At 54.5% G+C, this 26,681-nt stretch carries 30 protein-coding genes and 1 other RNA gene; 12 read left to right on the top strand and 19 right to left on the bottom strand.

All coding sequences use genetic code 11. From position 1 onward, the window contains the following. The 9 genes from KKD83_03665 to aroF are packed head-to-tail and all read right to left on the bottom strand — an operon-like array spanning position 1 to position 8,467. A complete protein-coding gene (locus tag KKD83_03665) occupies positions 1-870 on the bottom strand; it encodes a prephenate dehydrogenase (GenBank protein ID MBU2535250.1) in 870 nt (289 codons plus the stop codon). After that, on the bottom strand, positions 871-1,962 hold the full coding sequence (gene pheA / locus KKD83_03660) for a prephenate dehydratase (GenBank protein MBU2535249.1): 1,092 nt from the start codon (positions 1,960-1,962) through the stop codon (positions 871-873). After that, entirely contained in the window at positions 1,959-3,047 is a 1,089-nt protein-coding gene (gene aroC, locus KKD83_03655; GenBank protein ID MBU2535248.1) for a chorismate synthase, read from the bottom strand. The genes pheA and aroC overlap by 4 nt, the downstream gene beginning before the upstream one ends. Further along, on the bottom strand, positions 3,040-4,302 hold the full coding sequence (gene aroA, locus KKD83_03650) for a 3-phosphoshikimate 1-carboxyvinyltransferase (GenBank protein MBU2535247.1): 1,263 nt from the start codon (positions 4,300-4,302) through the stop codon (positions 3,040-3,042). Before aroA ends, aroC begins: the two co-directional genes overlap by 8 nt. Further along, positions 4,286-4,813 (bottom strand): shikimate kinase, encoded by a 528-nt coding sequence (locus KKD83_03645; protein MBU2535246.1) that lies wholly within the window; start codon positions 4,811-4,813, stop codon positions 4,286-4,288. Before KKD83_03645 ends, aroA begins: the two co-directional genes overlap by 17 nt. Then, a complete protein-coding gene (locus tag KKD83_03640) occupies positions 4,803-5,666 on the bottom strand; it encodes a shikimate dehydrogenase (GenBank protein ID MBU2535245.1) in 864 nt (287 codons plus the stop codon). Before KKD83_03640 ends, KKD83_03645 begins: the two co-directional genes overlap by 11 nt. Further along, on the bottom strand, positions 5,663-6,319 hold the full coding sequence (locus tag KKD83_03635; GenBank protein MBU2535244.1) for a type I 3-dehydroquinate dehydratase: 657 nt from the start codon (positions 6,317-6,319) through the stop codon (positions 5,663-5,665). Before KKD83_03635 ends, KKD83_03640 begins: the two co-directional genes overlap by 4 nt. Beyond that, entirely contained in the window at positions 6,306-7,391 is a 1,086-nt protein-coding gene (aroB, locus tag KKD83_03630) for a 3-dehydroquinate synthase (GenBank protein ID MBU2535243.1), read from the bottom strand. Before aroB ends, KKD83_03635 begins: the two co-directional genes overlap by 14 nt. Next, positions 7,388-8,467 (bottom strand): 3-deoxy-7-phosphoheptulonate synthase, encoded by a 1,080-nt coding sequence (gene aroF, locus KKD83_03625; GenBank protein ID MBU2535242.1) that lies wholly within the window; start codon positions 8,465-8,467, stop codon positions 7,388-7,390. Before aroF ends, aroB begins: the two co-directional genes overlap by 4 nt. A gap of 325 nt (positions 8,468-8,792) precedes the next feature. Between aroF and rsfS the strand changes: the two genes are divergently transcribed. Continuing rightward, on the top strand, positions 8,793-9,137 hold the full coding sequence (rsfS, locus tag KKD83_03620; GenBank protein ID MBU2535241.1) for a ribosome silencing factor: 345 nt from the start codon (positions 8,793-8,795) through the stop codon (positions 9,135-9,137). A gap of 15 nt (positions 9,138-9,152) precedes the next feature. On the opposite strand, the gene ndk is transcribed toward rsfS, so the two are convergent. From ndk to thiL, 3 genes are read right to left on the bottom strand one after another with little or no spacing between them, the layout of a single operon-like run. Beyond that, positions 9,153-9,572 (bottom strand): nucleoside-diphosphate kinase, encoded by a 420-nt coding sequence (ndk, locus tag KKD83_03615; protein MBU2535240.1) that lies wholly within the window; start codon positions 9,570-9,572, stop codon positions 9,153-9,155. Positions 9,573-9,593: 21 nt separating this feature from the next. Next, a complete protein-coding gene (locus KKD83_03610) occupies positions 9,594-10,685 on the bottom strand; it encodes a beta-phosphoglucomutase family hydrolase (protein MBU2535239.1) in 1,092 nt (363 codons plus the stop codon). A 24-nt stretch (positions 10,686-10,709) separates the two neighbouring features. Further along, a complete protein-coding gene (gene thiL, locus KKD83_03605; GenBank protein ID MBU2535238.1) occupies positions 10,710-11,720 on the bottom strand; it encodes a thiamine-phosphate kinase in 1,011 nt (336 codons plus the stop codon). A 277-nt stretch (positions 11,721-11,997) separates the two neighbouring features. Here thiL and KKD83_03600 point away from each other — a divergent pair, with 277 nt between their 5' ends. Next, positions 11,998-12,432: a hypothetical protein gene (locus KKD83_03600; GenBank protein MBU2535237.1), complete on the top strand. Its 435-nt coding sequence runs from the start codon at positions 11,998-12,000 to the stop codon at positions 12,430-12,432. Positions 12,433-12,483: 51 nt separating this feature from the next. Here KKD83_03600 and KKD83_03595 read toward each other — a convergent pair whose 3' ends face one another. The 3 genes from KKD83_03595 to KKD83_03585 are packed head-to-tail and all read right to left on the bottom strand — an operon-like array spanning position 12,484 to position 14,899. After that, positions 12,484-13,215, bottom strand: a complete 732-nt coding sequence (locus KKD83_03595) for a UPF0280 family protein (protein ID MBU2535236.1) — start codon at positions 13,213-13,215, stop codon at positions 12,484-12,486. A 4-nt stretch (positions 13,216-13,219) separates the two neighbouring features. Continuing rightward, positions 13,220-13,636: a 4Fe-4S binding protein gene (locus KKD83_03590; protein ID MBU2535235.1), complete on the bottom strand. Its 417-nt coding sequence runs from the start codon at positions 13,634-13,636 to the stop codon at positions 13,220-13,222. Positions 13,637-13,690: 54 nt separating this feature from the next. Then, entirely contained in the window at positions 13,691-14,899 is a 1,209-nt protein-coding gene (locus KKD83_03585; GenBank protein MBU2535234.1) for a homocysteine biosynthesis protein, read from the bottom strand. Positions 14,900-15,175: 276 nt separating this feature from the next. Here KKD83_03585 and KKD83_03580 point away from each other — a divergent pair, with 276 nt between their 5' ends. From KKD83_03580 to ispE, 7 genes are all read left to right on the top strand, one after another. Continuing rightward, on the top strand, positions 15,176-15,418 hold the full coding sequence (locus KKD83_03580) for a hypothetical protein (GenBank protein ID MBU2535233.1): 243 nt from the start codon (positions 15,176-15,178) through the stop codon (positions 15,416-15,418). A 9-nt stretch (positions 15,419-15,427) separates the two neighbouring features. Further along, positions 15,428-16,000 carry an SEC-C domain-containing protein gene (locus KKD83_03575; GenBank protein ID MBU2535232.1) on the top strand — a complete coding sequence of 191 codons (573 nt, stop codon included), beginning with the start codon at positions 15,428-15,430 and terminating at the stop codon, positions 15,998-16,000. Positions 16,001-16,131: 131 nt separating this feature from the next. Next, entirely contained in the window at positions 16,132-16,863 is a 732-nt protein-coding gene (locus KKD83_03570; GenBank protein MBU2535231.1) for a metallophosphatase family protein, read from the top strand. 36 nt (positions 16,864-16,899) lie between these two features. Further along, positions 16,900-18,261 (top strand): MmgE/PrpD family protein, encoded by a 1,362-nt coding sequence (locus KKD83_03565; protein ID MBU2535230.1) that lies wholly within the window; start codon positions 16,900-16,902, stop codon positions 18,259-18,261. Positions 18,262-18,347: 86 nt separating this feature from the next. After that, positions 18,348-18,610: signal recognition particle sRNA large type (gene ffs, locus KKD83_03560), an RNA gene on the top strand. 39 nt (positions 18,611-18,649) lie between these two features. Continuing rightward, on the top strand, positions 18,650-19,513 hold the full coding sequence (rsmA, locus tag KKD83_03555; GenBank protein MBU2535229.1) for a 16S rRNA (adenine(1518)-N(6)/adenine(1519)-N(6))-dimethyltransferase RsmA: 864 nt from the start codon (positions 18,650-18,652) through the stop codon (positions 19,511-19,513). Beyond that, a complete protein-coding gene (ispE, locus tag KKD83_03550; protein ID MBU2535228.1) occupies positions 19,486-20,370 on the top strand; it encodes a 4-(cytidine 5'-diphospho)-2-C-methyl-D-erythritol kinase in 885 nt (294 codons plus the stop codon). The genes rsmA and ispE overlap by 28 nt, the downstream gene beginning before the upstream one ends. Here ispE and KKD83_03545 read toward each other — a convergent pair. Beyond that, the gene (locus KKD83_03545; GenBank protein ID MBU2535227.1) at positions 20,352-21,092 is read right to left on the bottom strand and encodes a hypothetical protein; all 741 of its coding nucleotides are present in this window, start codon (positions 21,090-21,092) and stop codon (positions 20,352-20,354) included. The two genes, ispE and KKD83_03545, sit on opposite strands and share 19 nt — an antisense overlap. Positions 21,093-21,095: 3 nt before the next feature. After that, complete coding sequence (locus tag KKD83_03540; protein ID MBU2535226.1) at positions 21,096-22,358, bottom strand: CCA tRNA nucleotidyltransferase; 1,263 nt, start codon at positions 22,356-22,358, stop codon at positions 21,096-21,098. A gap of 82 nt (positions 22,359-22,440) precedes the next feature. On the opposite strand from KKD83_03540, the gene KKD83_03535 reads away from it, so the two are divergent. Genes KKD83_03535 through KKD83_03525 form a run of 3 tightly spaced genes read left to right on the top strand, consistent with a single transcriptional unit; the run spans position 22,441 to position 24,647 of the window. Further along, on the top strand, positions 22,441-22,995 hold the full coding sequence (locus KKD83_03535; GenBank protein ID MBU2535225.1) for an AAA family ATPase: 555 nt from the start codon (positions 22,441-22,443) through the stop codon (positions 22,993-22,995). A gap of 8 nt (positions 22,996-23,003) precedes the next feature. After that, positions 23,004-23,477: a dCMP deaminase family protein gene (locus KKD83_03530; GenBank protein ID MBU2535224.1), complete on the top strand. Its 474-nt coding sequence runs from the start codon at positions 23,004-23,006 to the stop codon at positions 23,475-23,477. A 27-nt stretch (positions 23,478-23,504) separates the two neighbouring features. Beyond that, entirely contained in the window at positions 23,505-24,647 is a 1,143-nt protein-coding gene (locus tag KKD83_03525; protein ID MBU2535223.1) for a DUF362 domain-containing protein, read from the top strand. 27 nt (positions 24,648-24,674) lie between these two features. Here the strand turns inward: KKD83_03525 and KKD83_03520 are convergent, their stop codons facing one another. Continuing rightward, the gene (locus KKD83_03520) at positions 24,675-25,853 is read right to left on the bottom strand and encodes a mandelate racemase (GenBank protein MBU2535222.1); all 1,179 of its coding nucleotides are present in this window, start codon (positions 25,851-25,853) and stop codon (positions 24,675-24,677) included. A 45-nt stretch (positions 25,854-25,898) separates the two neighbouring features. Then, a partial coding sequence (locus KKD83_03515) for an aminotransferase class I/II-fold pyridoxal phosphate-dependent enzyme (GenBank protein ID MBU2535221.1) occupies positions 25,899-26,681 on the bottom strand: 783 nt, incomplete at its 5' end.

Genomic DNA, 26,681 nt, shown 5'->3' with positions numbered 1-26,681 from the left:
TTATAATCCCGAGGCGAGCCGGTACATATTTTCGTAGGCCTTACCGAAATCGGGGTTATCCTTTTCCAGTCGGCTTTTCAGCGTTTTCATTTGCCGGATAAAGGCGTCCCTGTCCTTACTCTTCACCATTTCCGCCCACGCTGCCACCTTCCCCTGGAATAGCGTCTCAACGTCCGGAACACCGGGTAAATTCATCTGGATGGAGGCATAAAGCTCCGGATTCTCCGAGATAACGCTTTCCACCAGGGTCAGCAATACTTTGTAGGTAATGCCGCCGAGCGTTGTGGGCTGTGTACTTTTATTCGAACTGAGAAGCGTATCGGCAGCCACAATGGCAATGAAATGAGAAAGCCCGAGAGTAACGGCCATTTTATCGTCGTGCTCTTCGGGCGTCATGAGGCTGACTCTGGCACTTCTTGTTTCCAGATAACTTCTGACCTTATCCGCCAGCGCCCTTTCCTCGTTGCTGGTCGGAGTCAGCACAAAGTTCTGTCCGGCAACTCCCTGTGCCCCCGGCCCAAAGAGCGGGTGTGTCCCCAGTACCAGCTTGGTCTTCAGGTGCCGGTGCATAGCGGCTACGGGCATCACTTTTACGGAGGTGACATCAACCACCGCCTGTTCCGGCTGGATATGGGGGGCAAGCTCGACGACAATGTCCTCGAAAGTATCTATCGGCACCGAGAGCACTACGACTTCAGCATCTTTGACCGCCTCAACATTAGAGACAGCAGCAACGCCAAGCTCCTGTCTGGCTTCCATGACTTTGCTTTCAGTCCGGCCGCTGATTACCACCTCGTTGCCCTCTTCCAGTAAATGACGGGCGAACCATCGTCCCATTTTTCCCGAACCGCCAATTATGGCAACCTTCACCTATTCACCTACCGGCCGTCTTTTTGCCTTCGGATACGAACCCAGTACCTTGAGAAAAATCGATAGTTTCTCTACATTCTGAAGTGCTTCGCGGGCGGCATCGTCCTCACGGTGACCTTCGAAATCGAGATAGAAGTTGTACTGCCAGGGCTTTTGCCGCGTTGGTCTGGATTCCAGCTTGCTCAGGTTTATATTGTGGCGGGATAGCTCACCGAGAACTTCATGGAGCGCACCGGGTCGGTCCTTCGTCGAAAAAACAATCGAGGTCTTGTCATTCCCGCTTGGTGGTGAGTCTTTTCTGGCCAGGGTGAAGAATCGGGTGAAATTGTTAGGGGTGTCCTCTATCTCTCTGGCGATGACCTTCATGCCATATATTTCCGCGGCCCGGGCACTGGCGATGGCGGCGCTGTCCGTTAATCCCTGTTCCTTGATCATCTTGACGCTTCCCGCGGTGTCATAGCTGGGAATCAGGACGGCATTCAGGTGTTTCAGAAAACTGCGGCACTGTCCCAGCGCCTGAGGATGAGAGTAGACCTTCTTCACCGTATCCAGATTGGCATCAGGGCTGGCGATAAGGCAGTGGATTACCCTCACTTCAGTCTCGCCGCATACGCGGAGAGGGGATTCAAGCATGAGGTCATAAGAACGGCTGATGCTCCCTTCCAGCGAGTTTTCCACCGGTATCACGCCGAATTGCACCCCTTCCTCCTCCATCGACTTGAAGACCTCTTCCAGCGTCTCACGGGGCCGGATTTCTATCGACGTGCCGAAGATTTGAAAGGCGGCTTCCTCGCTGTAGGCGCCCACCTCACCCTGAAAGGCAACCGTAACGCCCTCTTTATTCTTACAGGCAGAGATGATGCGCTCATAGATATTCCCCAGGTCTTCCGTGCTGATGTCGATATCCTTCTCCTGAGCGAGGCGTTTTACATTCTCCAGGACCTTCTTCTCTCGCTCCCGGTCCTCAATTGAGCTGCCCTTTGCCCGCTTGCCCCTGCCTATCTCCTCGGCAATGTGTATCCGCTCACCGATGAGCTCGATGATTCTGGCATCAACATCATCAATCTGCTTTCTTAACTCTTCAAGGTTCATGACAACACCCTCGGCACAAGTCCTGCCTGCAGGACAAAGTCGCATATGGTCACCGCCATCATCGCCTCCACCGCCGGCACCGCCCTAGGGACGATACAGGTATCATGTCGACCCATTACCGTGAGGCTGGTCTTGGCCATCTTCTGGATATCCACCGTTTCCTGACTTCTGGCGATGGAGGCGGTCGGCTTGACAGCAACCCTGACGATTACCGGCATACCGGTGCTGATGCCACCCAGCACCCCGCCAGCGTTGTTGGTCCCGGTAACGATTTTTCCATCCTTGATGTCATAAAGGTCATTATTTTCCGAACCTTTCATGCCCGCGACGGCAAAGCCGGCACCGTACTCCACCCCTTTGACCGCCGGAATGGCGAACAGGGCTTTAGCCAGCTCACCATCAAAATTATTGAAGACCGGCTCGCCCAGTCCCGCCGGCACGTTGAGGGCAACGCCCTCGATAGTCCCGCCCAGGCTGTCTTTCTCCCGCTTTGTCTGTTCGATTAAGCGCGTCATCTTCTCAGCAGCTTCCCGGTCAGCGCACCACAGCGGGTTTTCTCTGGCTCTTTCTTTAATTTCGGTCAATGCCTGCGCGGGAGCTTTGATACCGCCAATGTCAACGGTATGGGCAAAGACATCGATGCCTAGGCGACCGATTAGCTTCCTGGCGATTGCTCCAGCCATGACGTAGGCTAAAGTTATCCTCCCCGAAAACCGGCCCCCGCCGCGGAAATCGTTAAATCCTCCGTACTTTACAAAGGCGGTATAATCGGCATGGCCGGGACGCAGGGCAAATCGATTTTTCCTGTAAACTCCGGAATCGATATCCCTGTTCCAGGTGAGCATGCAGACAGGCGCGCCGGTGGTACGTCCGTCATAGACGCCGGAGATGATTTCCACTTTGTCCGGCTCCCACCGCTCCGTGGTGCCGGTGGCGCCGGGTCGCCGCCTCTCCACCTCCTGCTGGATATCCGCTTCGCCGATGGGGAGACCGGCAGGACAGCCGTCAACCACCACTCCCATGCAGTCGCCGTGGCTCTCACCGAAGCTGGTGAGGGTGAAAATCTTGCCCAGAGTGTTATCCATTTATCTCCAGTCTTCCCCCAATGTTTCTTAGTATATCCCAGAATTGCGGAAATGTCTTCTTAACGCACTCCGCATTATTTATGATGGTGTTCCCCGCAAGTGTGCCCAGGATGCTGAAGGCCATGGCGATACGGTGGTCATCGTGGCTGTCAATGACCGCGCTCTTCAGGTTTGAGCCCGTGATGAGCATTCGGTCCTTTTCCTCGGCAACCTTCACCTCCATCCTTTCCAGCCCCTCCCGGACGGCGGAAACGCGGTTCGATTCCTTTATCCTCGCCCTATCGATGCCCTCCAGCTCGCTCGTTCCCTCGGCCACCGCCGCCAGAACAGCCAGCGTGGGCAGAAGGTCGATGCTGTCGGACAAATCAACATGCAGCGCTTTCAGCTTTGAACCTTTTACCCTGATTGCGTTTGGCGATACATTCACATCCGCGCCCATCTGGCTCAGGAATTCCAGCATAGCCCTGTCGCTCTGCAGGCTTTCCGGATTCAAATTTTCGATCTCCACTCCGTTTGAAAGAGCGCCCAGCGCCAGGAAGTAAGAAGCCGACGACCAGTCCCCTTCCACTTCATATCTTGCCGGTTGATATGTTTGTTTTACCGTATAGAAATCGTCCATCTTTTTGGAAAATTCCACCTTTACGCCGAATTTCTCCATGCAGTCGAGGGTCATCTCAACGTAGGGCTTTGATTCCAGAGGCGTGGTCAGCCTGATGTGTATCCCTTCCTCGGCAAGCGGCGAGACCAGCAGCAGCGCTGAGACGAACTGTGAGCTGACATCGCCGGGCAGCTCGGTCTCCCCACCCTTTAACCTCCCCCCGTTTACCACCACCGGTGCCACGCCGCCATTTGACGAGCAGTCCACACCCAATCGCTGCAGCGCCTTCACCAGCGATTCGACCGGCCTCTTGGCCAGCGAAGCGCCCGCCGTCAAACGACACCTCCCCGGGACTATCGAGCAGATGGCCGTCATGAACCGCAGCGTCGCTGCCGAATCGCCGCAATAGAGGTCTGCCTCCGGCTGGCGAAGCTCGCTGCCATCGATTCGCCAGAGGTCTTCCGTCCGCTCCACGCGCACACCGATATCGTCCAGCACCCTGGCGGCAGCGTCCGTATCGTCCGCGTATAAAGGGTTCAATATCTGGCTCTGCCCGTGAGCCAGCGCCGCACACATCAGGCCTCTTATCGTGTAGCTCTTGGACGGTGGAGCAATCACTTTACCTTTGATGTTACTTTTTTCAACGGTGACTTTCATACTCACTTAATCCGGCTAGTATCTGCTCGACCACCTCGGTCACTTTCAGTTCGGAAGTATCCACCGTTATATCAGCCGCGCGTTCATAGAACGGTTTTCTGAATTTCAAGAGCACTTCAATCTTTGAAGCCTTATTCTCTGCTACCAGCAGTGGCCTTTCATCTTTATCAGATAATGTCCTCTTCAAAATCACCTCGGGCGATGCCGTCAGATATACAATCACGCTGTTTTTCCTGAGCCGGTCAATGTTTATCTGGTTCAGGACAACGCCGCCGCCGCAGGCAATCACCGCGTTTTTCTTTTCCGCCACCTCTCTGGTCGCCTCAATCTCGCGCTCACGGAAAGCGATTTCCCCATCCTGCTGAAAGATTTCGGGGATGGACTTTTCCGCCCTCTTTTCAATGAGTGCATCCAGTTCAATAAATTCCCTGCCCAGCTTTTCGGCCAGCAATCTACCCACCGCCGTCTTTCCCGTTCCCATGAAACCGATGAGGGCAATGTTACTTTTCATGTGATAAAGCCTTTGCCGCTGCCTGTTTCATGATTTCAAGCGGTGCTTTCCGGCCGGTAAATTTCTCAAAGGCCAGCACGCCCTGCCAGACGAGCATATCCAGCCCGTCTATGGTCCGGGCACCGGCTGCCTTCGCCTCCCTGAGCAGCCTTGTTTCCAGGGGGTTATACACGATATCGAAAACGGTCATATCTGATTTGAGCAGTCTTGCCGGCACGGGGGTCTGGTCAACGCCGGGAACCATGCCCACGCTGGTGGTATTGACCAGAACATCGGCCCCACCAAGCGCCTTAGCCATGTTCTCCTCGCTTAATGTCATCGCTTCCAGTTTTTTATGATAGTATTGCGCAATCTGGGATGCCAGCTCTTCTGCTTTGGGAAGAGTGCGGTTCAGGATGACCAGACTGGCGCCTGCCTCGGCGAGGATAAAGGAGATTCCTTTGGCGGCACCGCCGGAGCCCAGTATGGCGATTTTCTTACCATCGGGCTCAATACCTTTCACCAGCAGTGCCTGAAGAAAGCCGGGGGCATCGGTATTGTAGCCGGCGAGCACTCCATTTTCATTGACAATGGTGTTCACCGCCCCCATTCTCTCCGCCATCGCGTCCAGTCTATCCAGTAGCGGGATTACGTCCACCTTATGCGGTAGGGTAACGTTCAGACCAACGAGGTTGAGTGCCCTGATGCCGGCTATCGCCTCCGGCAGCTCCTCCCGCCGCACGCGAAATGGAAGGTAGGCATAGTCTAGGCCAAGCGCTTCGAAGGCGGCGTTATGCATCACCGGCGACATGCTGTGCTCTATGGGGTCGCCGATTATCCCGCAGACCCTTGTTTTTCCGGTTATGGAGCTCATCCTTTCACCATTTCGTAAATTTTTCGCAGGTCGCCCGCCGTAATCTGCCCCGACGCCGCCTCTCCACCCGGTTCTATGGAAGCGTAGATGAACTCACCGCCCACCAGTGGGCAGAGAAGTCGACTCACAGAGCCAAGCGGCCCCATGGCAAACGAGATAATTCTTTCTTCAGGAAATTCCCTGATTAGCTGCAGGGTGCTCACATTGTCCTCGAATTTCCGGGCGGTTGTAACCACCTTGCAGATATCGGCACCGGCAGCCAACTGCTTCTGCACCAGCTCCTTCATCACAGCAATCGAAGGCGTTTCTTCCGTATCGTGACAGGAAATCAGGCATTTTGCCTTTTCTTTAATTCGTGTCACAACATCAGCGAGGTTTTCCGTGCTGAGCTCAATATCGATTATCCCCGCACCCAGTTTCAGAGCGCGGAGCAACTCGGCGAGCCTTTCTTCCTCACTACCCTGCCAGATTCCCCCTTCGTCCCGTTTCCGATTGCAGGCAATCCAGGGTTTCGAAAGCTGCCCGGCGAACTCCTTCCATTCGGGGCCAATCAGGTCTATTCGCATCTCGTATAAATCAACCAGCGGCTCAACACGTTTGATAGCTTCAAGGTCACTATTCACTATGGAGGCGCAGATTTTAGGTCGTGTCATTCTGAGTTAATACCTCTTCGACTAAATTTGGAGAAACGTCATCGGCAACCACCGCATTTCCGATTGATTTCAGCAGTACGAACCTGGCTTTTCCCTCACGCACTTTCTTGTCATGCTGCATCGCCTGTATTATTTCCTCAACCCCGAGGTCGGGAATCTTCGTGGGCAGGCCGGCCTGCTCTATTAATCCCAGTAGTCTTCTCACTTCGTTATCTCCAAGCATTCCGCGCTTATTGGAGATTCGGGCAGCTGCCACCATTCCGATGGCCACCGCTTTGCCGTGCTTTATTTTGAAATCGGAGACCGATTCAACCGCATGTCCGATGGTATGGCCGTAATTCAAAATATGCCTCAAGCCCATGTCCAACTCGTCCTCCGCCACCACCTCCGCTTTGATTTTCACCGACTGATATACAGTCTCCTCCAGAATATCCTCATCAAGTGATTTTATCTTTTCCATATTCTCCTCCAGAAAGGAAAAGAACCGACCATCCCGTATGGTCGCGCTTTTAATAACCTCGGCCAGCCCATTGACCAGTTCTTCATCAGGCAGAGATTTCAAGGTACTGGTATCGGTGATGACCATTTCCGGCTGGTAGAAGGCACCTATCATGTTCTTCAATTGACCGTGGTCCACCGCCACCTTCCCGCCAACACTGCTGTCTACCTGGGCAAGCAGCGTGGTCGGCAGCTGCACCAGCGGCACCCCCCTCTGATAGGTGGCCGCCACAAACCCCGCCAGGTCACCGATTACGCCTCCTCCCAGCGCCAGAATTGGCGTCGTCCTCTCGGCACGAACCGCGGTCAGTTGCTCGTATAGCAGGCCAGCGTTTTCCAGCGACTTCTGCTCTTCACCGGGGGGCAACTCAAGGGTGCTGACCCCGAACCCATCATCTTCCAGAGCCAGGCTCAGTGTGCGACCATACAGTCTGTTCACGGTGGAGTCAGTGATAACCACCAGCCGGTCGGCAAATCCGCGTCCCTTCAGATAGCGGCCCGTTTGAGACAGCAGTCCAGACCCGATAAATACCGGGTAGCTTTTACTGCCCAGCGCTACGCTAATCTCTCTCATCCACTAACCGCCTTTACTTCGTGCCTGGGGGCAACCAGTTCGTGGATTTTCTGGCAGGCGCCGATAACCTCTTTCAACTCATCCGGCGTTATCATCTGCATACCGTCAACCAGCGCCTCCGACGGGTCATAGTGTGTCTCTATCATCAGGCCGCTCGCCCCGGCGGCAACTGCCGCGCAGCTCATATTGAAAATAAGGTCGCGCCGCCCGGTGGCATGGCTGGGGTCGGCAACCACCGGCAGGTAGGTCTCCTTCTGAATTGCCGGAATCGCCGAGAGGTCAAAGGTATAGCGGGTGTAGTTTTTTCCCTTTCCCACGGGCAATATGCCGCGCTCACACAGAATAATATCCTTGTTGCCCTCCGCCGCCATGTATTCGGCGAAAGACAGAAACTCATCAACGCCGGCACCGAAGTGGCGCTTGAACAGGACCGGTTTCCCGGCTCTGGCCACGCTGGCAAGCAGGTCCTGGCTGTACATATTGCGGGCACCAATCTGTATTATATCAGCGTAGCTGGCCACCAGGTCAATCTGTGCCTCCCCCCTTACTTCCGTTACCACTGGCATCTCAAAGCGCTGTCCGGCCTCATGCAACCACCGCAACGCTTCCTCCGCTTCATCATGGCCGTTGGCCCCCAGTCCCTGGAAAGAATGGACGGAACTCCTGGGCTTGAATATGCCACCCCGCAGTATATGAGCGCCGGCTTTCTTCACCTCCTCGGCGATGCGGAAGAGCTGCGACCGGCTTTCAATGGTGCACGGCCCGGCAATAATTACCAGAGCATCGCCACCGATGGCCACGTTACCCACCTGTATCGGCCGACGGTCTATCCCTTCATCAAATTGCTTGCCGTACTCCCGGCTGATAAGCTTGTATGGCGATTCCACCGGGATAGCCTCCTTCACACCGGGAAGGGTGGCAAAGTGGGAAAAGTCCACCTTTCTCTCATCGCCGACCAGGCCGATTACCGTCCGGAACTCCCCCTGCGAGACATCGGCCTTAAGGCCAAATTTTTTAATCTCCTTCACCACGTGGGCGATTTCCTCTTTACTAGCTTCCGATTTCATGATTATCATCTTCCTTCTCCTCAGTTTGTCAATGACGGGCAAATAAAAAAGCCCTTCCGGGGAGGGCTCTTCTGATTGCTTTATTTCTTATCTTCTTTAGCTTTTGGCTGTGTTTAGCTCATACAAACAAGGCCCTCCCCAGCGCTTGAGCGCCAGAAAAAGTAATAAAAATAATAATAGGCGTAAAACTTGTGCTTATTCATCTCGACCAAAATTTTTTCGCTTTTATTTATGTCAAACATAGCACACCCGAAAGGCTTTGTCAATATGCACCTGTACAATTACCGCAGCTATGCTATAATTTTAAGTACCAAAGGTAGGGGAGGCCCGAATTCTGGAAGGAATCGAAGTAGCCCGAAGGGCAGTGGATGTGGCCGGTGACAAGCAGGCCGGTGATATCGTGCTGCTCGATACCCGCAAGGTATGCAGCTTTGCCGATTACTTTGTTATCTGCACCGGAGAGAGCGAACGGCAGATAAGGGCTATTTTTGAAGACGTGGAACACAGCCTGAAAAAGGACGGGGTCCTTCCCATCCACCACGAAGGCACGGTAGACTCAGGCTGGCTTCTGCTGGACTACGGCGACGTAATCGTGCACATATTCTCCACATCGGAGCGGGAATTCTACCAGCTTGACCGACTCTGGGGCCAGGCCGACCTGGTGCTCAGAATCCACTAATATTGCCCGGTGTTTCTAAGCGGCAACGATTTCATCCTCAGAGAAGAACAGGGGAATTTCTTTCTCCGCCGTCTCCACCGAGTCGGAGCCGTGTACCGCATTACGCCTTACATCCAGACCAAAATCCGCTCGAATCGTTCCCGCGTCGGCTTTGGCCGGGTCGGTGGCACCCATTGCCTGCCTGATTTTTGCCACCGCCCCCTCCCCCATAAAGACCGCCGCCACTATCGGCGCTGACGTCATATATTCGACCAGTTCGCCAAAAAAAGGCTTATCCCGGTGAATCGCATAGAGCTGCTCGGCCAGAGCTCTATCCATACGCAACACCTTGCGCGCCACCATCTTAAGTCCCAGCTTTTCCAGGCGACTGATAATTTCGCCGCCCTGCCCGTTCTGTACGGCATCGGGTTTAACCAGCACCAGGGACCTTTCCATTGCCACCATGATTTTAAATTATCATCCTTTCTCCGGCGAATAGAAAATCGCCGCCAGGTCGGCCACGCTGACATATTCCAGGCTATCAACCACGCGGTCAGCCTCGCCGAGCTTTTCTCCCGGGTGGCTGTTGGTCACGGCAAGGCATTTCATCCCGGCCCGTTTTGCCGCGGCAACCCCGGCCACCGCATCCTCGATAACGACGCAGTTGCCCGGGTCAACTTTCAGTCGCTCGGCAGCGAGCAGGAAAATCTGAGGACTCGGTTTACCTTCAGTAACCTCCCTGCCCCAAACGGTAACGTCAAAACTATCCTCGATGCCCAGCTGTCGGGTAACAAACTGCCCGTTCTCAATCGGGGAGGAAGTGGCCAGCGCCACTTTTACCCCATATTCTTTCAGCTCATCAATCAATCCTAAAGCGCCGGGAATCGGCTGGATATTGCCGGCTGCCTTGGCGCGGAACAGTCCTTCCTTCTCCACCAGAATGGCTTCTATTTCATTTTCAGGGTAGCCTTCACCGACAATGCTCCGCACAATGATATCATTCCGTTTACCGAAATTGCGCTGAAAGACCTCTCTGGAGTAAGGCACTTTTCTTTTGCCAAACACCTCCTGCCAGGCCTGAAAATGGAAGGGTGCCGTATCGGCAATCACCCCATCCATATCCCAGATAACCGCCTCGAGCCGGTTGCCCTCAAGGATGACCTGCACCGCTCTGCCGTCGGCCACCAGCGTACCGTCGGGCAAAGACATTTTCCCCGCCACCTCAATCGTCCTCCCATTGTTCTTGCCCACTTCAGCACTTATAATAAGCCTGTCATTCACGTAGGCGGGACGCTTGAGATTGACCTGTATCGATGCGGTGAGAAAACCGAAGTTGCCACTCATCAGGGTGGCGTGTCCCATGGCCTCGTCGAGCATGGTGACGATGATGCCGCCGTGGATGATATCCGGCCAGCTCTGGTAATACTCGCCGGGGGTGTGCTCCGTCCTGACGCCCCTGCCATCCCGCTTGAATTTCAGACGCAGACCGAACGGGTTCTTCCGCCCGCAGCCGAAGCACATACCCTGACCCGATTTCATTGCAGAGGATTCCTGGTCTTTCCCTTTCATTCTTTCCTTCATCCAGATACTATTTCAAGCGCCGAAATGCTCCCACCCGGACTTTTCCAGGTCAACCGGCGCGTCATGCGCATCAACTATGACCACATTGCCCGTCTCTTCAGCCACAATCTCACCGATGGTCGTTACCGGACAGGAGAGCACTGTTCTCACTTTAGCTATCTTCTCTTCGCTGGCGGTAAATAGCAGTTCATAGTCTTCACCGCCGGCTGCGGCCAGCGCCAGCGCCCGGTCCTTGAAGTGAGCACTCACGGCAGGAGCAATCGGTATCCGTTCCATCTCGACCCTGGCACCGACCCTGCTTGCCTCGCAGACGTGCTTCAGGTCGGATATAAGTCCGTCGCTGATATCGATGGCCGCTTTCACGCCCAGTTCCACCAGTTGTTGCCCCTCCGCCACCCGCGGCTCAGGTTGCAGAAAGGCCTGGCGCAGTTGACGGCTCGACTCAGCATCGAATTGCATTTTCTTATCCAGCATCTCCATGCCGGCTGCTGCAGCGCCGAGCGCGCCGGTCACGGCGATTTTTTCCCCGGGCCGGGCTGCGGAACGCGTGAGCATCCTGCCATCTTTATCTTTGGCACTGCCCAGGACGGTAACCGTAATCGATACCAGAGGTGCCCGGCAGGTATCGCCGCCGATTAAGGCGACCTCAAATCGCTGCGCCAGCTCAATCATCCCCTGGTACATTGCTTTGACGTCATCCACCTCCGTATCCGGCGGCAGTGCCAGTGAGACCAAAGCGTACTGGGGCAGGCCTCCCATGGCGGCAATGTCGCTCAGATTGACCGCCAGCGCCTTCCAGCCGAGCTCGTACCAGGGCGTGGTGCTCAACCGGAAATGGACGTCCTGAAATAGCGAGTCGGTGGTGGCCAGCTGAGTAGAAGAATCGCCTTTCCAGGCGGCGGCGTCATCCCCGATGCCAACTAAAAGTTTACGATATGCTGCCGCATTCTTATTCTGCGATGCGGAAATCATTTCGGCCAGGAGGTCAATCAGCCCGAACTCCCCCAGCTCCGATACTTTCATAGCTTGAATTATATCACGGTGAGAGTATGAGGGACAAAATATAGCTTGTTGCGAAACTCGTGGGGTGCGAGCAATGACTAGCCAAAGGGGGAGGATTGATGTAGAATCCCTTCAAGTAATTAGCGGGGAGGGATTCAAAAAAAATGACTGTAGTAAGCATAATAGTATTGGTGATTGCCTTCATCGTGGGTTCGCTTTCTATCTTCGGTCTGCATTCAAGTATGTTACGCATGCGTTTTTTCGCATTTTCCCCCCAGCACGATTCCTCGCACATGCTATGATGGGGCTTGACAAGCTCCAAGCCCTAGACGAAGAAGTTTTTAATGAGAAAGGCGTTAAGATTGAGGAGCAGAAGCAAGGGATAGTGAAAAGGGGGGATAAAGGGTTTAATGAATTAGTTAAGGTTCTCAAAGAAAACACGCCAATAAAAGGCGAAATTCATCGCATTCTTTTGGTTGAGGATGAAGCAGGTGTTAAGATTGGAGATTCGCCAGAAATAGTAAGACTTCTTTATTATTCGGCGAAAGAGGGAGTTATGGAGCATTTGCCGTTACACCCATTTGACCCTGACAAACCAATGAGGGATTTAAAGAATTGGGTTGAAGATAGCTTCCGTAAGCAGTTGGCATATTGGATGATGGGTCTACTGGTAATATGGTTGTTAGCAAACTCGTATATGCTCTACTTACTAAATAGACCAATGCCTTGGTGAAGGTGTTCTTATGCAACAGCATGAACACACTATCTAATAAAAAATATTTAATTACTCATTTTGTGTGGGCACGATTTTCACCCCTCCCCAGACCCCCAGCTTGTCATCCTTGATGATGACCACCCCCCTCAATTGCCCGATATCGCGCGCCAGCTCGATGCCCTTCTCTATATCCGCCGGCTCGCTGACCCGGTTGCCGATGGCGGTGGCCGCGGCATCGGCCAGCGTGGCAGAGTCGGCGAGCACAATCACCGCGTCCGCCCGACCAAAGCTCAGTGAATGTCCCACCGTCCCTGATGAGGTGCAGATACCCAGCGGCGTGTCCTCCGGATTTATCTCAAGTCCCAGCTTGCCGGTCAGCGGTGAACCTCCGGCAAAGATACCTATCGTTCTCTGGCGCTGAATCTTCAAATAAATGTCGCCGCCGTTCTCCACAATGACTTCCGGAGAGAAATCGAGCAACTCTTTGCCGACGAACTCGGCAATGGCCCCCGCCACCGCCGCCATCGGGCCGACGCCGGCCATGCGGGCAGCATCGGCCATATCTCGGACGATTTTCGGTGCCTCTGCTTCAACCTCAATCGGCTCGAGAGAGGTCAGAAAATCGGGGCGGCGGGCAATGTACTTCTCCAGACTGCTGCGGTACTTCAGCACCAGCCTATGGGCTTTGCGGTGAAGGTTGCTCGCGGCGCGTATGTACAGGTCGGTCTCCTTCACCACAACGCTGAAGCTGACCAGGTCATCGCCCTTTACCCAGTGGCGGTAGGTACGCGGCTGATACATCTCATTAAAAGTGGACTTCCATCGCCCGCGGCGGACAGGCCTTGATACAAAGTCCGCAGGCCACGCATTTCTCATCGTCGAACCTGACCTGCCTCGTCTTCGGGTCAATCTCGAAGGCGGCGGGGGGACAGACGGTGATGCAGGCACCGCAGTGGGTGCAGCGCGCCTCATTCCGGGTAACGTCCTGGCTGAGCGACTGAATTTTAAGCCCGGACTTGAGCAGGAATTTAATCCCCTTATCATATTCCTCCTGCTCGCCCTTAAGCTCCAGCACCAGCAGCCCTTCCTCCTCCGGTTCGGCGGTGATGGACGCCTTCAGGATATTGAATTCAAGGTTGTAGTCCTTGACCAGACGGTAGATGACCGGTTGCTCCACCAGCCTTCTTGGAAAATGCAGCACCACTCTTTTTGAAACTGTCATTGCCTCTACCTCCATTAAATACTAGAAATTATTTCAATTACATCAATGATGGAATTATATCTCCAGCGGGCGCTCCTTCAATGGCTTGAAGGCTACCCCGGACTCCGCACCCGGCAGCGGTGTTACCGCCTCGGTGAGCAGGAACTCGCCGCGTTTTATCCAGCCCTTCAGGGTCTCTGCGATTTCCACCGCCCGTGAATAGCTGGACAGAGAGGCGGTGGGCACTTTTTTACCCTGCAGCTTTACCGTGCCGCTCTTTAGTTCAGCGTAGCTCACTTCCGCGACGATGTCCGGCTTCTGATTGGGATAAGCATCCGAATAGTCAATCACCGCGCCGTATATTTCCTCATCGGTGACCGCCGTGTGGCGGAGCATTTCCTCATCGAGGATGGGGATGGGCACGCCAACCCCCACGGTCAGAGTGACGCCGTAGCCGTACATACTCGTCCCGACGAGCCACCTGTCGCTCATCTGCTTTAAATCACCGATCACGGCCAGCGTCCCGGCACTTCTCTTGGGAACGCCAGCTTCCGTGCGGAGCACACCCGGATTATGCTGGGTTCCCTGCCAGGCAACGTATCCGACGCCTCCGCCCAGAAAAATCCTGGTGCCAATGCCGATGGTCCGGTAGTGCGGGTCATTAAGCAATGGCGATAGCTGCCCGGCACTGCAGTAGTTGACATTGCCCAGGCGCGGCTTGAGCACCCCCATGTACGTATAGATGGTCTTGTCAGATAGATTGGCGGCTACGTTGTAGTTCTGGTAGGCATTGCGGACATTGAACAGCACGGCCTCATTGAGGTCCTTGATGTTAATCCATGTCTCAAGTCGCTTCCTCGGGTAACAATCGGTGCCGTAGGCGGTCGCCATCAGGCGTATATCCTCACCGGCCACCAGTTCCTCGATAACGTGACCGCCGCCGTAATTGAAATCGCCGGGATGCACCCGGTTCCTGGGGTCATCGTCGGGCAGGGCGTTAGCCCCGAAGAAAACGTCCACCGCCGCCAGCCCGGGGTAAGCGAGGACGTCATTGAGATAAAGACGCCCGCCACCCAGTTTAATCCTTGGCTTGCTGTGGCCGATATTGAAATAGATGCCGGATGAGCACATCGGGCCGAAGGTGCCCGTGGTCACCACGTCAACCTTCCGGGCGGCTTTGGCAACGCCCTCCGCCCTGACCAGGTCAATGACTTCTTCGGCGGTGACGACCACCGCCTTGCCCTGCTGTATCCTCTCGTTGATTTCCGCTATTGTCTTCATCATGCATCGCCCTCCAAGACATAATCTGGCTATCCGCTCGCCCTCTCGGGCAACGCATGATACATATATTCATCACCACGCTTACAAAGCCACGCTTCATTCCACTCCCCTTGTTATGCGATAGAAAGTTACATTATATAATTTACCGCTGAATTAGTCAAAGGAATTGTGTTGGGGTAGCGGTTCAATTTGAAATTTGATAAAATAGAAATGCTAGACTATTGACAAGCATGTTATTATTAAATACAAGTCAAAAGGTACTGGTTATAGAGGTGCATTATGGGTGAATTAGAAAGGGAGTTTAACTACTACCTAGAACATCAAAAAGAACTCATAAAGAAATACAGTGGCAAATTCATCGTTATTAAGGATGAGGCTGTAATAGGAGAATATGAATCCGAACTTGAAGCTGTTGAAGAAACATCCAAACAGCATGAATTAGGTACTTTTTTAGTTCAAAAATGCGAACCTGGCAGTGAAAGCTATACATATACTTATCACTCAAGGGTAGCATTTGTCTAAGGATTTTCAATGCAACCAAGAGTTGTTGCATTTACCTCCAGCTACGACAGACCTTCAAATGTTCTAATAAACAAAGTCTATATATCCGAAGTAGTCACATCTTCATCTCCACGAATTACAAGACCCAAAAGTGCTAAAGAATATAAAGCTTTGTGGGATACAGGGGCAACGGGCTCTGTTATTACCCGTAAGGTTGTCGATGAATGTGGACTAAAACCCATAGGCAGAGCTAACGTTCACCACGCAAAAGGAACATCTTCAACTCTCGTATATCTCGTGAGTGTTTTCTTACCGAATAATGTTTGTTTTCACGCATTAAGGGTAACTGAAGGTGATTTAGTTGGTGATGTTGAAGTTCTAATAGGCATGGATATAATAAGTAGGGGCGATTTTGCAATCAGTAATAAAGATGGGAAGACAACGTTTACATTTCGGATGCCATCTCTTGAACGGATAGACTTTGTAGAACAAGTTAAAAGCCTGCCCAAAGCTAGGTCTTTACCGCTTTCCCGCAAGGTGGGTAGGAATGACCCATGTCCATGTGGTAGTGGTAAGAAATATAAGAAATGCTGCGGTAAGTAAAATTAGACCTTAACTTGGTAAATCCGCGATCTCCTCAACTGCGCAAATGTAATTGGTCAAGTTCGCTGTCATTGTTGCTGCTTTTTACCTGCCGCCTTCTCATCTTATACAAAAATTGATATAGTTATAGAATGCTATACGCCATCATCGCCGATATCCACGCCAATCTGACCGCCTTCAGCGCGGTTCTCGATGATATGGAGCGGAGGGGAGGGGTGGAGGAGATATGGTGCCTGGGCGATATCGTTGGCTATGGGCCTGACCCCCACGAGTGCATTGAGCTGCTGCAACGGCATCGCCACGTCTGCGTGGCCGGGAATCATGACTGGGCCGCCATCGGCAAGATAAGCACCGCCGATTTCAATCCCGATGCCGCGCTTGCCTGCCAGTGGACAGCCCGGCAGTTAAGCCCAGAAGATATAAAGTATCTGGGGGACCTGCCCCTGACAATCGATAAAGGTAAATTCACACTGGTACACGGAAGCCCGAGGGAGCCGATCTGGGAATACGTTATATCAACCAGCATTGCCAGAGAGAACTTCAACTTTTTTCAGTCGCCCTACTGCCTGGTCGGTCATTCCCATGTCCCGCTCATTTTCAAGGAAGAAGACGGTTCCTGCACTTTCAGCCAGTTGATGGCCAATATCGGGCTTGCCCTGGGGGAAAGCCGGTTGATAATCAATCCCGGAGGGGTGGGGCAGCCGCGCGATGGAGACCCGCGCGCCAGCTACGCGCTTTACGACAGCAACATCAAAATGATAAGACTATACCGCATACCCTACGACGTTACCGCCGTACAGGACAGAATGATGGAAAAAGGTTTGCCGGTACGGCTGGCGGTACGACTGCAGCATTGCATGTAGGCCATCTTTTGATAAATCACGGTGAAGGAGGATTAAATGACTGTAACCGAGCAGGTAGCAGGCTTTGTGGTCGATACCAGTCTCAATGACATCCCTCAGAAGACGGTGCAGTACGCGAAAGAACTGGCATTGTGCAATCTGGGTTCAATGATGTGGGGCTCAACGCTGCCAGCAAGCAGGATTGTCACCAGGTTTATCCGGGATATCGGCGGGACTCCTGAGGCCGGCGTTATCGGCGGCGGGTTCAAAACGTCGCTGCCCAACGCGGCGCTGGCCAATGGCAATTTTGCCCATGCCGCGGAATGGGAAGGCGACAGCCGACCGGAGATGGTCGGGGTTATGACGGTGTTTCCGGTCGTTTTCCCGGTCGCCGAGAAGGTGGGGGCATCTGGGAAGGACGTGCTGGAAGCAGCTATTATTGCCCACGAGGTTCAGTCGCGAATTGGCCTCGCCTGTCTGCCCGCCACCGGCCGGGGCTTTTTCGCCGTGCCCGTGTTCGGCAACTTCGGCGCCACGGTGGCCGCCGCCAGGCTACTGAAATTAAATGAGGAACAGATATGCAATGCCTTTGGCCTGGTCGCCTCACAGGCGGCGGGCACGTTGAGACACCACTCGACCATGACTCACTTTGTCGAGACCGGGTTTGCCTGCCGGAACGGAGTCACCGCAGCCCTGCTGGCCGGAGAGGGGATTAACGCCGATATGAATATCCTGGAGGATACCGGCCTTGGCCTCGGCTTCGGCAGCGCGGTCGCTGGAAAAGGCGATTACGTCATCCAGAAAGTGACCGAGGGACTGGGCAAGGAGTTCCGTTTCAACCTCCTTGACACCAAGGTTTTCCCCTGCCACTCTCTACAGCAGCGTCCTCTCGAAGCGGCGCTCCACCTCGTCAGCGAGCACGGCATCGCCTATGATGACGTTGAGAGCGTTGAGGTTGAGATGAGCCCGGGCGCCGTGCACGAACTCGACCTGCTCGAACCCCCGGACGGCGAACACACCAGGGTCAGTTTACAGCACGGCATAGCCGGCGTCCTGCTGGAAAAGCGCGCCGACCGGCATATCTTCACCGAGGAGAAGCGTGTTGACCCCGGGTTCAGAGAGGCTCGAGGGAAGGTCAAGCTCATTCCCCGACCGGAGTGGACGGTCAGCTGGCCCGAGGGCTTCGATATCGTTACCATCAAGCTGAAGAACGGGCAGGAACACAGCGTCAAGTGGGAGGCATGGCGGGGCTTTCACAAGACGCCCATGACCACCGATGAGCTGATTGCCAAATACAGGGACGGTACCAGCGAAGTCCTCTCGCCGGCACGGGCAGACCGCTCTATAGAACTGGTGCTTGAACTGGAAAACATAAAAGATATTTCGGAACTGGCGAAAATAATCGCCTTCCCGGGCTAGGTTTTGGGACAGCCGTGATATGGTTATCGCCGCTATCTACTTATACCTTGACAAAGTGAAGCGGGCGGTTTAGCATTTCTGTGAGGTCGTGCTAGACGGGGAGCTAGCGGTGCCCTGAACCTGCAATCCGCTACAGCAGGGTTTAATTCCGGTTTGAGGCTCTTGTCTGGTGGGACTACTTTGGCCAAGCGGTGTTGAAGGCTGGGTCTTGCGCGGCGGAAGGCTATGAACCCCGTCAGGTCCGAGAGGAAGCAGCGGTAAATAGTATTTTCCGGGTGCCGCAGGGTTGCCTGGCTGGAGCTGGCTGGCTCAAGCAAGCTATTGGGCAGGGTCGAGGGCAGGTGCACGACCTCACCGTTTTCACGAGCAATCTACGGGCAGGTGCCATTTGAAAGAAGAATCGCTGCTGGCCGAAACCAGGCGTTTGCTGCGCCGTTTCAATTTAAGGGCAAGGAAGAGATTAGGACAGCATTTTCTTATCGATAATGAGGTGCTGCAGCAAATTCTCTCCGCAGCCGAACTTACCACTGATGATATTGTTATGGAGATTGGCCCGGGATTGGGCATTCTGACCAGAGAGCTTGCGCAAAGGGCCAAGCAGGTCATGGCCGTTGAGCTTGACGATAAACTGGCCGACTTCCTGAGGCAGGAAATGGCCTCTTTTCCCAACGTCCGGGTCATCAGCGGGGACATCCTCAAAATCGACCCGTCTGATTTGTTGCCTGCACCGGAACGGTACAAACTGGTGGCCAACCTCCCCTACTACATCACCTCCCCTGTCCTGCGCCACTTCCTGGAAGCAACGCTAAAGCCAGATTTGATAGTGGTGATGGTGCAGAAAGAGGTGGCCGAGGCCATTGCTGCCGGGCCGGGAAAAAGGAGCCTCCTCAGCATCAGCGTGCAGTTTTACGGTCGGCCCACAATTATCAGCAAGGTACCAGCCGAATCATTTTACCCGGCGCCGGAGGTCGATTCCGCCATACTGCGCATTGACCTGTATCCCGAACCAGCGGTGGCGGTGGATGATGTGGACAGCTTTTTTAAAACGGTCAGGGCTGGCTTCGCCAGCCCCCGCAAGCAGCTCGCCAACTCCCTGTCTTACGGCCTGAGACTGCCCAAGACCGACGTTATTAACGTGCTGGAAAAAGCGAACATATCATCGCAGCGTCGTGCCGAGACTTTGACCCTTGAGGAATGGGCACAGCTGCGGCGAGCGTATGCGCAATGGCAAGGGAAGAAGATGGCATGCTGACCATCCCGGCACCGGCCAAACTGAATTTGACCCTTGAGGTGCTCGCCAGACGCCCGGACGGCTACCACGAAATCAGGAGCGTTATCCAGACGGTCAACCTCTGCGACCGTCTCACTTTCAGAGCCAGCCAGTCGGTAGACATCAGGTCGGACTTGCCGGAATGGTCGCCGGAGAAAAGTCTCGTCTCACGGACAGTGAACCTGGTACGGGAGACACTGGGGATTGATAAAGGAATCGCCATTGATATTGAGAACCGCATCCCACTGATTTCGGGGTTGGGTGGCGACAGCAGCGCTGCAGCAGCTACCCTGCGCGGCCTGAACGAAGTCTGGGAGCTGAACCTGCCGGAGGAAAAGTTGCTTGAGCTCGCGGCGCAGTTGGGCTCGGATGTCCCCTTCTTCCTCCACGGTGGTACGGCATTAGCGGAGGGCAGAGGCGAGGTGGTAACCCAGCTCCCCCCTTTCCCCCGTCACTGGGTCGTTCTGGTCATGCCCAGTGTGCCCCGCCCACCTGGTAAGACGGCCAGGCTGTACGCCAGTCTTACTGCGAGCCACTTTACCGACGGTCATATCACCGAGCAACTGGTCAACGAACTGAAAGAAGGCAGGGAGCCATCAACGCTTTTCAATACCTTTGAAAACGTCGCTTTTGCCAGTGGGTCAGAATTAAAGGTTTACCGCGACCACATACGGAAACTCGGTGCGCTTCACGTGCATTTAGCCGGCTCCGGTCCGGCGCTTTTTACGCTTTTTAAAGATAAAACCAGAGCCGAAGAACTTTTCACCCGCTGCCAACAGCAGAACATGGGAACGTATCTGGTGGAGACACTGGCCGCGAATCATCCACCGATTGGATAGATATACGCTGATGTCTGGTGGTAAGGCTCCGGGCACCAGCCGATTGACTGTTTCCCTAAAGTATCCAGGTACCAGTAGCGCCTGTCATCATCATGTATCCAGGAATTGCCGTACATTGCATATTCCGGGGGCATGTTGATGCCCAGCCCGATGTGGTCATAGTCCTCGAAGAGGAGGAGTGCCACATCATAGCCCATTTCGGTCAAAAGCGCTGCCAGCAAAATTGAGGTGTCTTCACAGTCGCCCCTTCGTTCAAAAAGCGTTTCCAGCGGATAGCGAGGGTATTCATTAAACGGTGTGGTTTCGTTATCGCTGGTAACGGTGAAGCTCTGGATGAAATTAAGGGCCAGTTCGGCTTTTTCCTTGTCGTCCAGACCCGCCGCAGAAGCTGTCTCTTCCAGCTTGCTGGCCACAGCCCGAATTATATAATCGTCATCAGGATGGTTCGCTATCGATTTATATTCAGCGAAAAAATCATAGTAGCTGCGATTATTTGGCATATCACGATAATCATCCCAGCTCGGCCTTGGTATCGCCCGATACTCACGATAGTCTTCTAACGGTATGGAAATGGTTAAATTGTGCTCATTCTGCCCCAACGCCTCAAACCGGTAATGCACCGTTTCGGTGCCGTTGAATCGAGCATTGAGCCCCCAGCCGAAAAGCGCCAGCACCGGTACCAGCAGCCCGAAAAGAATAATATAAGATTTCTTTTTTCCCATTGCCTATCTGTCTTTCCTCGCCAGCCAGTTTCCCACGAGGGCTTCCTCGTCGCGCTTTGTCGCTGCTTTCCCTTCCAGCCTAGCTTCAAGGAGGCGATGCAGCACGGCTTTAATCTCCGGCCCCTGCGCCACCCCCAGTCTTTTTAAATCTTCGCCGTTGAGGGCAGGCTTGATATACCTCAGTTTATTCATAAACTCGTTCAGGCGGTGCACCGCCTCCGGTATCTCTCCGGCAATAGCATTGGCGACCACCGCTTCCGTTGAATAATCGATGAGCAGCGTGTAAACCTGACTAGAGGTTATCTGTGGAGAGGTTAAACGCTCCAAATTTGCCTTCAGGCCAATCGTGTCAAGCAGCGTTTTGCTCGTTGACTTGCGCAATCGCAGGTATGAAATAAGCTCTTCGACATCATCAGATTTCATACGGTAAACGAGCAGGGCAAGGTAGAGTCCAAGAGAAAGAGCATCGGGGGAGCTCCATTGCCGTGCCTGCTCATACTTTTCCACGAGCCAGCCATCTGCTTTCAGTCCCGGGTGCAATTTTTTGAGCACCCCGAGCTCATCGGCACGTTGCAGGGCTTTCTCAGGGCAATCTTCTTTGAAAATAAGCTCCAGTTCGTGGCGTATGCGGTCGCCGCTCACCTTTTTCAGGTAGTCGGCGTCACGTTTCACAAGCTGAAGCGTTTTTGGCTCCAATTTGAAATCCAATCGCTGCTCGTAGCGGATGGCGCGCCAGATGCGGGTGGCGTCGTCAACAAAGCTCTTTTCGTGGAGAATCCGAACCAGTTTCCCCTTCAGGTCCGCCAGACCCCCATACAGGTCGAGCAACCGACCATAGTGACCGGGATTAAGCTCGACGGCCATGGCGTTGATGGTGAAGTCGCGACGGAACAGGTCGGCTTTGATGGTGCTGGGATTTACCGTGGGCAGGGCACAGGCTTTAGCATAGGTCTCGGAGCGGGCGGTGGCAATGTCGGCGCTCCAGCCGTCCCACGTCAGCTTTGCCGTGCCGAAGCGCTGGTGGGTAACCAGTTTACCCTGCTTTTCATTCGCCAGTTCACTGGCCAGCGCGATGGCGTCCCCCTCCACCACCAGGTCGAGGTCAAAATTTCCCCTTCCGAGTAGTAAATCACGTACCACCCCACCCACCAGGTACAGCTTTTGTCCCCGCTGCTGCGCCAGCTCCCCGGCTTGCCGCATGAATTCAACCAGCTCTCCCGGCATCTGCTCTTTGATTTTATTGGCAAAATTGGTAACTTCATTCATTACAGTCAAAATTATAGCACAGGTGGCTGATGCTCTTCCCCGCTGTTATTTCCCCACCATCTTCGTTATAATTAATCCCATAATGTCCAAAAGTAGAAAAATCGTCGCCATTGTGGGGATGGCCGGGTCAGGCAAATCAGAGGTCGCTAAAGCTTTTGAGCAGCACGGCTTCACCAGAGTCAGGTTCGGCGATATCACCGACGAAGAAGTCCGGAAGAGCGGCCTTGTCCTCAACGAGGATAACGAGCGGAGCATCAGGGAATCTTTGAGAAAAGAGCACGGCATGGCCGCATATGCCAAACTGAATCTGCCCCGAATCGATGCCGCCCTGAAAGAATCAAATGTCGTGGTTGATGGGCTCTATTCCTGGGAGGAGTATACCTTTTTGAAAGACCGCTATGGAGCAGATTTCTCCGTTATTGCCGTCTGGGCCTCGCCGGAAACGAGGTACACACGTCTAAATAGCAGAGCGGAACGACCGCTGACCCGTGCCGAAGCCGCCAGCCGCGACCGCACGGAAATCGAAAACACCGATAAAGGCGGGCCGATTGCCATGGCCGATTACACGCTCATCAATGAGTCCTCGCTGTCTGACCTTGAAGAGCAGACGAGTAAGGTACTGGAAAGATTGAAGTGAAAAAAGCCATTATCCGGCCAGCTGTCGACGAATATTTCCTCAAAATCGCCTCGGTGGTGGCGGAACGCGCCACCTGCCGTCGACATCACGTGGGGGCGGTGGCGGTAAAGGATAAGCACATTCTGTCCACCGGCTACAACGGCGCCGCCGCCGGCTCCAAGGACTGCCTGGAACTGGGCTGCCTCCGCGACGAATTGGGGATACCTTCCGGAGAGCGACATGAAATCTGCCGCGGCATTCACGCCGAGCAGAACGTCATCATTCAGGCCAGCCTGCACGGTGTCAGCCTGGAGGGGAGCACCATCTACTGCACGCACACGCCCTGCGTTCTCTGCGCCAAGATGCTGGTCAACGCCAAGATAAAACGCTTGGTTACCTTTGGCAGCTACAATGATAACACCTTTATCGAGCTTTTCCGGGAAGCGGGCATCGAAATCGAAAGCAAAGAAAAACCCCCAGCCCAAATCAGTTTTCTGGATTAATGCCAGAAGCGCAAGCAGGTAACAGCCATGAGCAAGGTTTCAATCGTCAGAGTCGAAAACGACTATTATGATGCCCTTCTTCAGGCACTCGACGGCGTTGGGGAAAAACCGGTGGCAAGGGGAGATTGCGTGCTCATAAAGCCCAACCTTTACGAGCCCAGCGCTCTCGACAGCGGTGAGATAACCAGTCCCAGAGTGGTCGAAGCGGTGGCCAGGTACTGCCTCGATGCCGGCGCAGGCAGGGTGATTATCGGGGAGGGGCCGAGCTATTACCAGTCGGAGTCACGCCTCAGGCCCTGCTTTACCCAGACCGGCATCAGCGAGGTCGCCGACCGCCTGGGCATCGAGTGGGTGCTTTTTGACGAGCACAAATATCGAACTTTTAAGAATATCTCAAAGGCCACGCCTGATGAATTCCAGGTGACGGAATACGCCTTCGCCTGCGATAAGCTGCTCAACGTGCCGGTGCTGAAAACGCATTACCAGACCACGGTCACGCTGGCGATGAAGAACCTGAAGGGCTGCCTGAAACGCGAGGACAAGCCCCGCTTCCATTCCAAAGACCTGGATGGAGCTATCGTCGAGCTGAACAAGATTGTCAGGCCCACAATCAACATTATAGATGCCACCGCCAGGACCATCGGCAGCGTCGGCTCTTCCTACCGCGGCCAGCCCATCGGTGTGCGCCTGCTACTCACCAGCACCGACGCGGTGGCTGTGGACGCTGTCGGCACCGCCCTCATGGGCATCGACCCCAACGATGTGCCAACGGTAACCCTGGGCGCGGCTGCCGGACTGGGGGAAAACGACCTGACCAAAATAGATATCATCGGCGAAGAGCTGAAACGGCTGAATTTTAAAGTCAAGCTGCCGCAGGAGCAGCTGCGTCAGAGTTTCCCGCAGCTGGAAATAACCGGCACGGAGAGAGCGTGCAGCGGCTGCCTCATCCCGCTGCTTTCAAATTTATTACTTTTAAGTGAGCGTGGCGCAAGGCTTGAAATGCCGCTGCGTATCTGCGTGGGTACCGAACCTGATATTCCTGAAGACAGGGACTGCCTGCTGGTCGGCGACTGTGCCATCATCGAGGGTGGGGAAGAGGCAAGATGTATCACCGGCTGCCCGCCTGACCGTGAAGAAATTCGCCAGCGTCTGGCCGCCTTTTTCGAATGATAATAAACCTGATTTACTACACCCTGGCTAATCGATTACCTTCACGCCCTGGCTGTGCTTGGTGATATAGTCCCAGTCATACTCCACACCCAGCCCGGGCCCCTGGGGCACCTGAACGCAGCCGTTCTTATCGATGGCATCCAGACCGTCCTTGTAGTCGCCCTTGAAGACAGGTGCCTGTGGAGCGAAGGGCGCTTTGGGGTGGACCAGCGCCATCTCGTAGTAGTTCATATTGTGTATCGCCGCCATCAGGTGGCGCCGTTCGGGACCGGCCGGGGCGTGCATCTCCACATCGAGGCCAAAGCCTTCGGCGGCGTGGGCTATTTTCATCACGCCGGTGATACCACCGTCGATGTCAGGGTCGCCGCGCACGAAGTCGGTGCCATCCGCCACGATGAAGTCGACATGCTGCTCCAGGCCACGCACATGCTCTAGCTGTAAAAGGGGCGTCTTCACCAGCTGTCTCAGCTTGCGATGGGCAAAGGCTGAGATGCCGCCATCCCGGAACGGGTCCTCCCACCAGAAGAATTTCTCTTCGTCACAGGCCCAGCCTGCCTTAAGCGCATCACCGAATGTTTTGAGGGCACAGTAGGGGTCGAGCATTAAGTCCATTTTGCCGCCGACGCGCTTGCCCACAGCGTGTATCGTGGCCACATGCTGCGCCATCGGCGCATCCGCCCAGGGATGTATTTTGAATCCGGGATACCCCATCTCCAGGCACTGCTCGGCGAAATCAGCAAAGGCCTCGGGGCTATTCAGCCCTCCCTGGTGATTATCTGCGGTATGCGTGCTGGCATAACAGGGAAGATTAATCCGATTGCCACCTAGAAGCTCGTAAATGGGAGCCCCGTAGAACTTTCCGGCCAGGTCCCACAGGGCGATGTCCAGCTGGCTCAGCCCCAGACGGGCACGCTGTCGCAGTTCCAGCTTGAGGTCGTTGTATATTCCTTCCCGGTCCAGAGCATTCCGCCCTATCAAAATGTGCCCGTATTCAGGGATAGCCATCCAATCAGTAGCCGCCCATGAACCCACATACTCCCCGGTGACTCCTTCGTCGGTAATGATTTTGAGAGCGTGGGCCTTCAGGGTCATGGTTGCGCCCGGTTCGTAGGCAAAGATGGTATGACCGGGAAGCAGGGCCAGGTCTTTGAGTTGATAGTCAAACCGGTGGATTTCCAGTCTCGTGATTTTGGGTTTGTCCTTCATTCATCTCCTCCTGAACAAATTTGTATGTTTATATAGCTAACGATTTTAACTCGCTTCTTTCACCATCCTGGCTATGCGTTCCAGCGCCTCATCGATGTCTTCCGCGCTGACCATGCGGTTGGTTACCGCCCGCACACTCCGACCGCCCCGGGAAAGGAATTTAACCCCCCGCTCCCCGATTTTGATTACAAAATCGCTGACGTTCTCTGGAAATTCAAAGTTCACGATGTTCGTCACCACCTTCTCCGGGCGGATGGAAAAGCCGGATACCTGGGCCAGCCCCTCCGCCAGCCGTCTGGCATTGGCATGGTCTTCCGCGAGGCGGTCGACCATCTTTTCAATGGCCACGATGCCGGCGGCAGCGATGACCCCCGCCTGCCGCATCCCTCCACCCAGCATCTTGCGCCACTTCCGCGCCCTCTCCACCGCTTCTTTCGTTCCACAGACCAGTGAGCCCACCGGTGCGCTGAGCGCTTTGGAAAGACAGAAGCTGACCGTATCTGCCGGTGCGGTCAGTTCCCTGGCGGGTACGCCGAGGGCAATCGCAGCGTTGAAGATACGGGCTCCATCCAGGTGAACCAGCAGGCCATGCCTGTGGGCAAGCCCGGAGATTTCCTCAGTATATTCCCGAGTCAGTACCGCACCGCCACACCGGTTGTGGGTGTTTTCCAGACAGAGCAGAGTGCTCGCCGGGAAGTGGATGTTCACCGAACGTATCGTCTTTTCCACATCAGCAGGGTCTAATTTCCCGTCCTCATCATTGGGAACGGTGCGGATAACCACCCCACCCAGCACCGATGCCCCACCGACCTCATACCAGAGTATGTG

The organism is Chloroflexota bacterium (assembly GCA_018829775.1).
Taxonomy (GTDB): Bacteria; Chloroflexota; Dehalococcoidia; order Dehalococcoidales; family RBG-16-60-22; genus E44-bin89.
The sequence above is the reverse complement of the archived record's forward strand: the minus strand, read 5'-3'. Positions and strand labels throughout refer to the sequence as shown.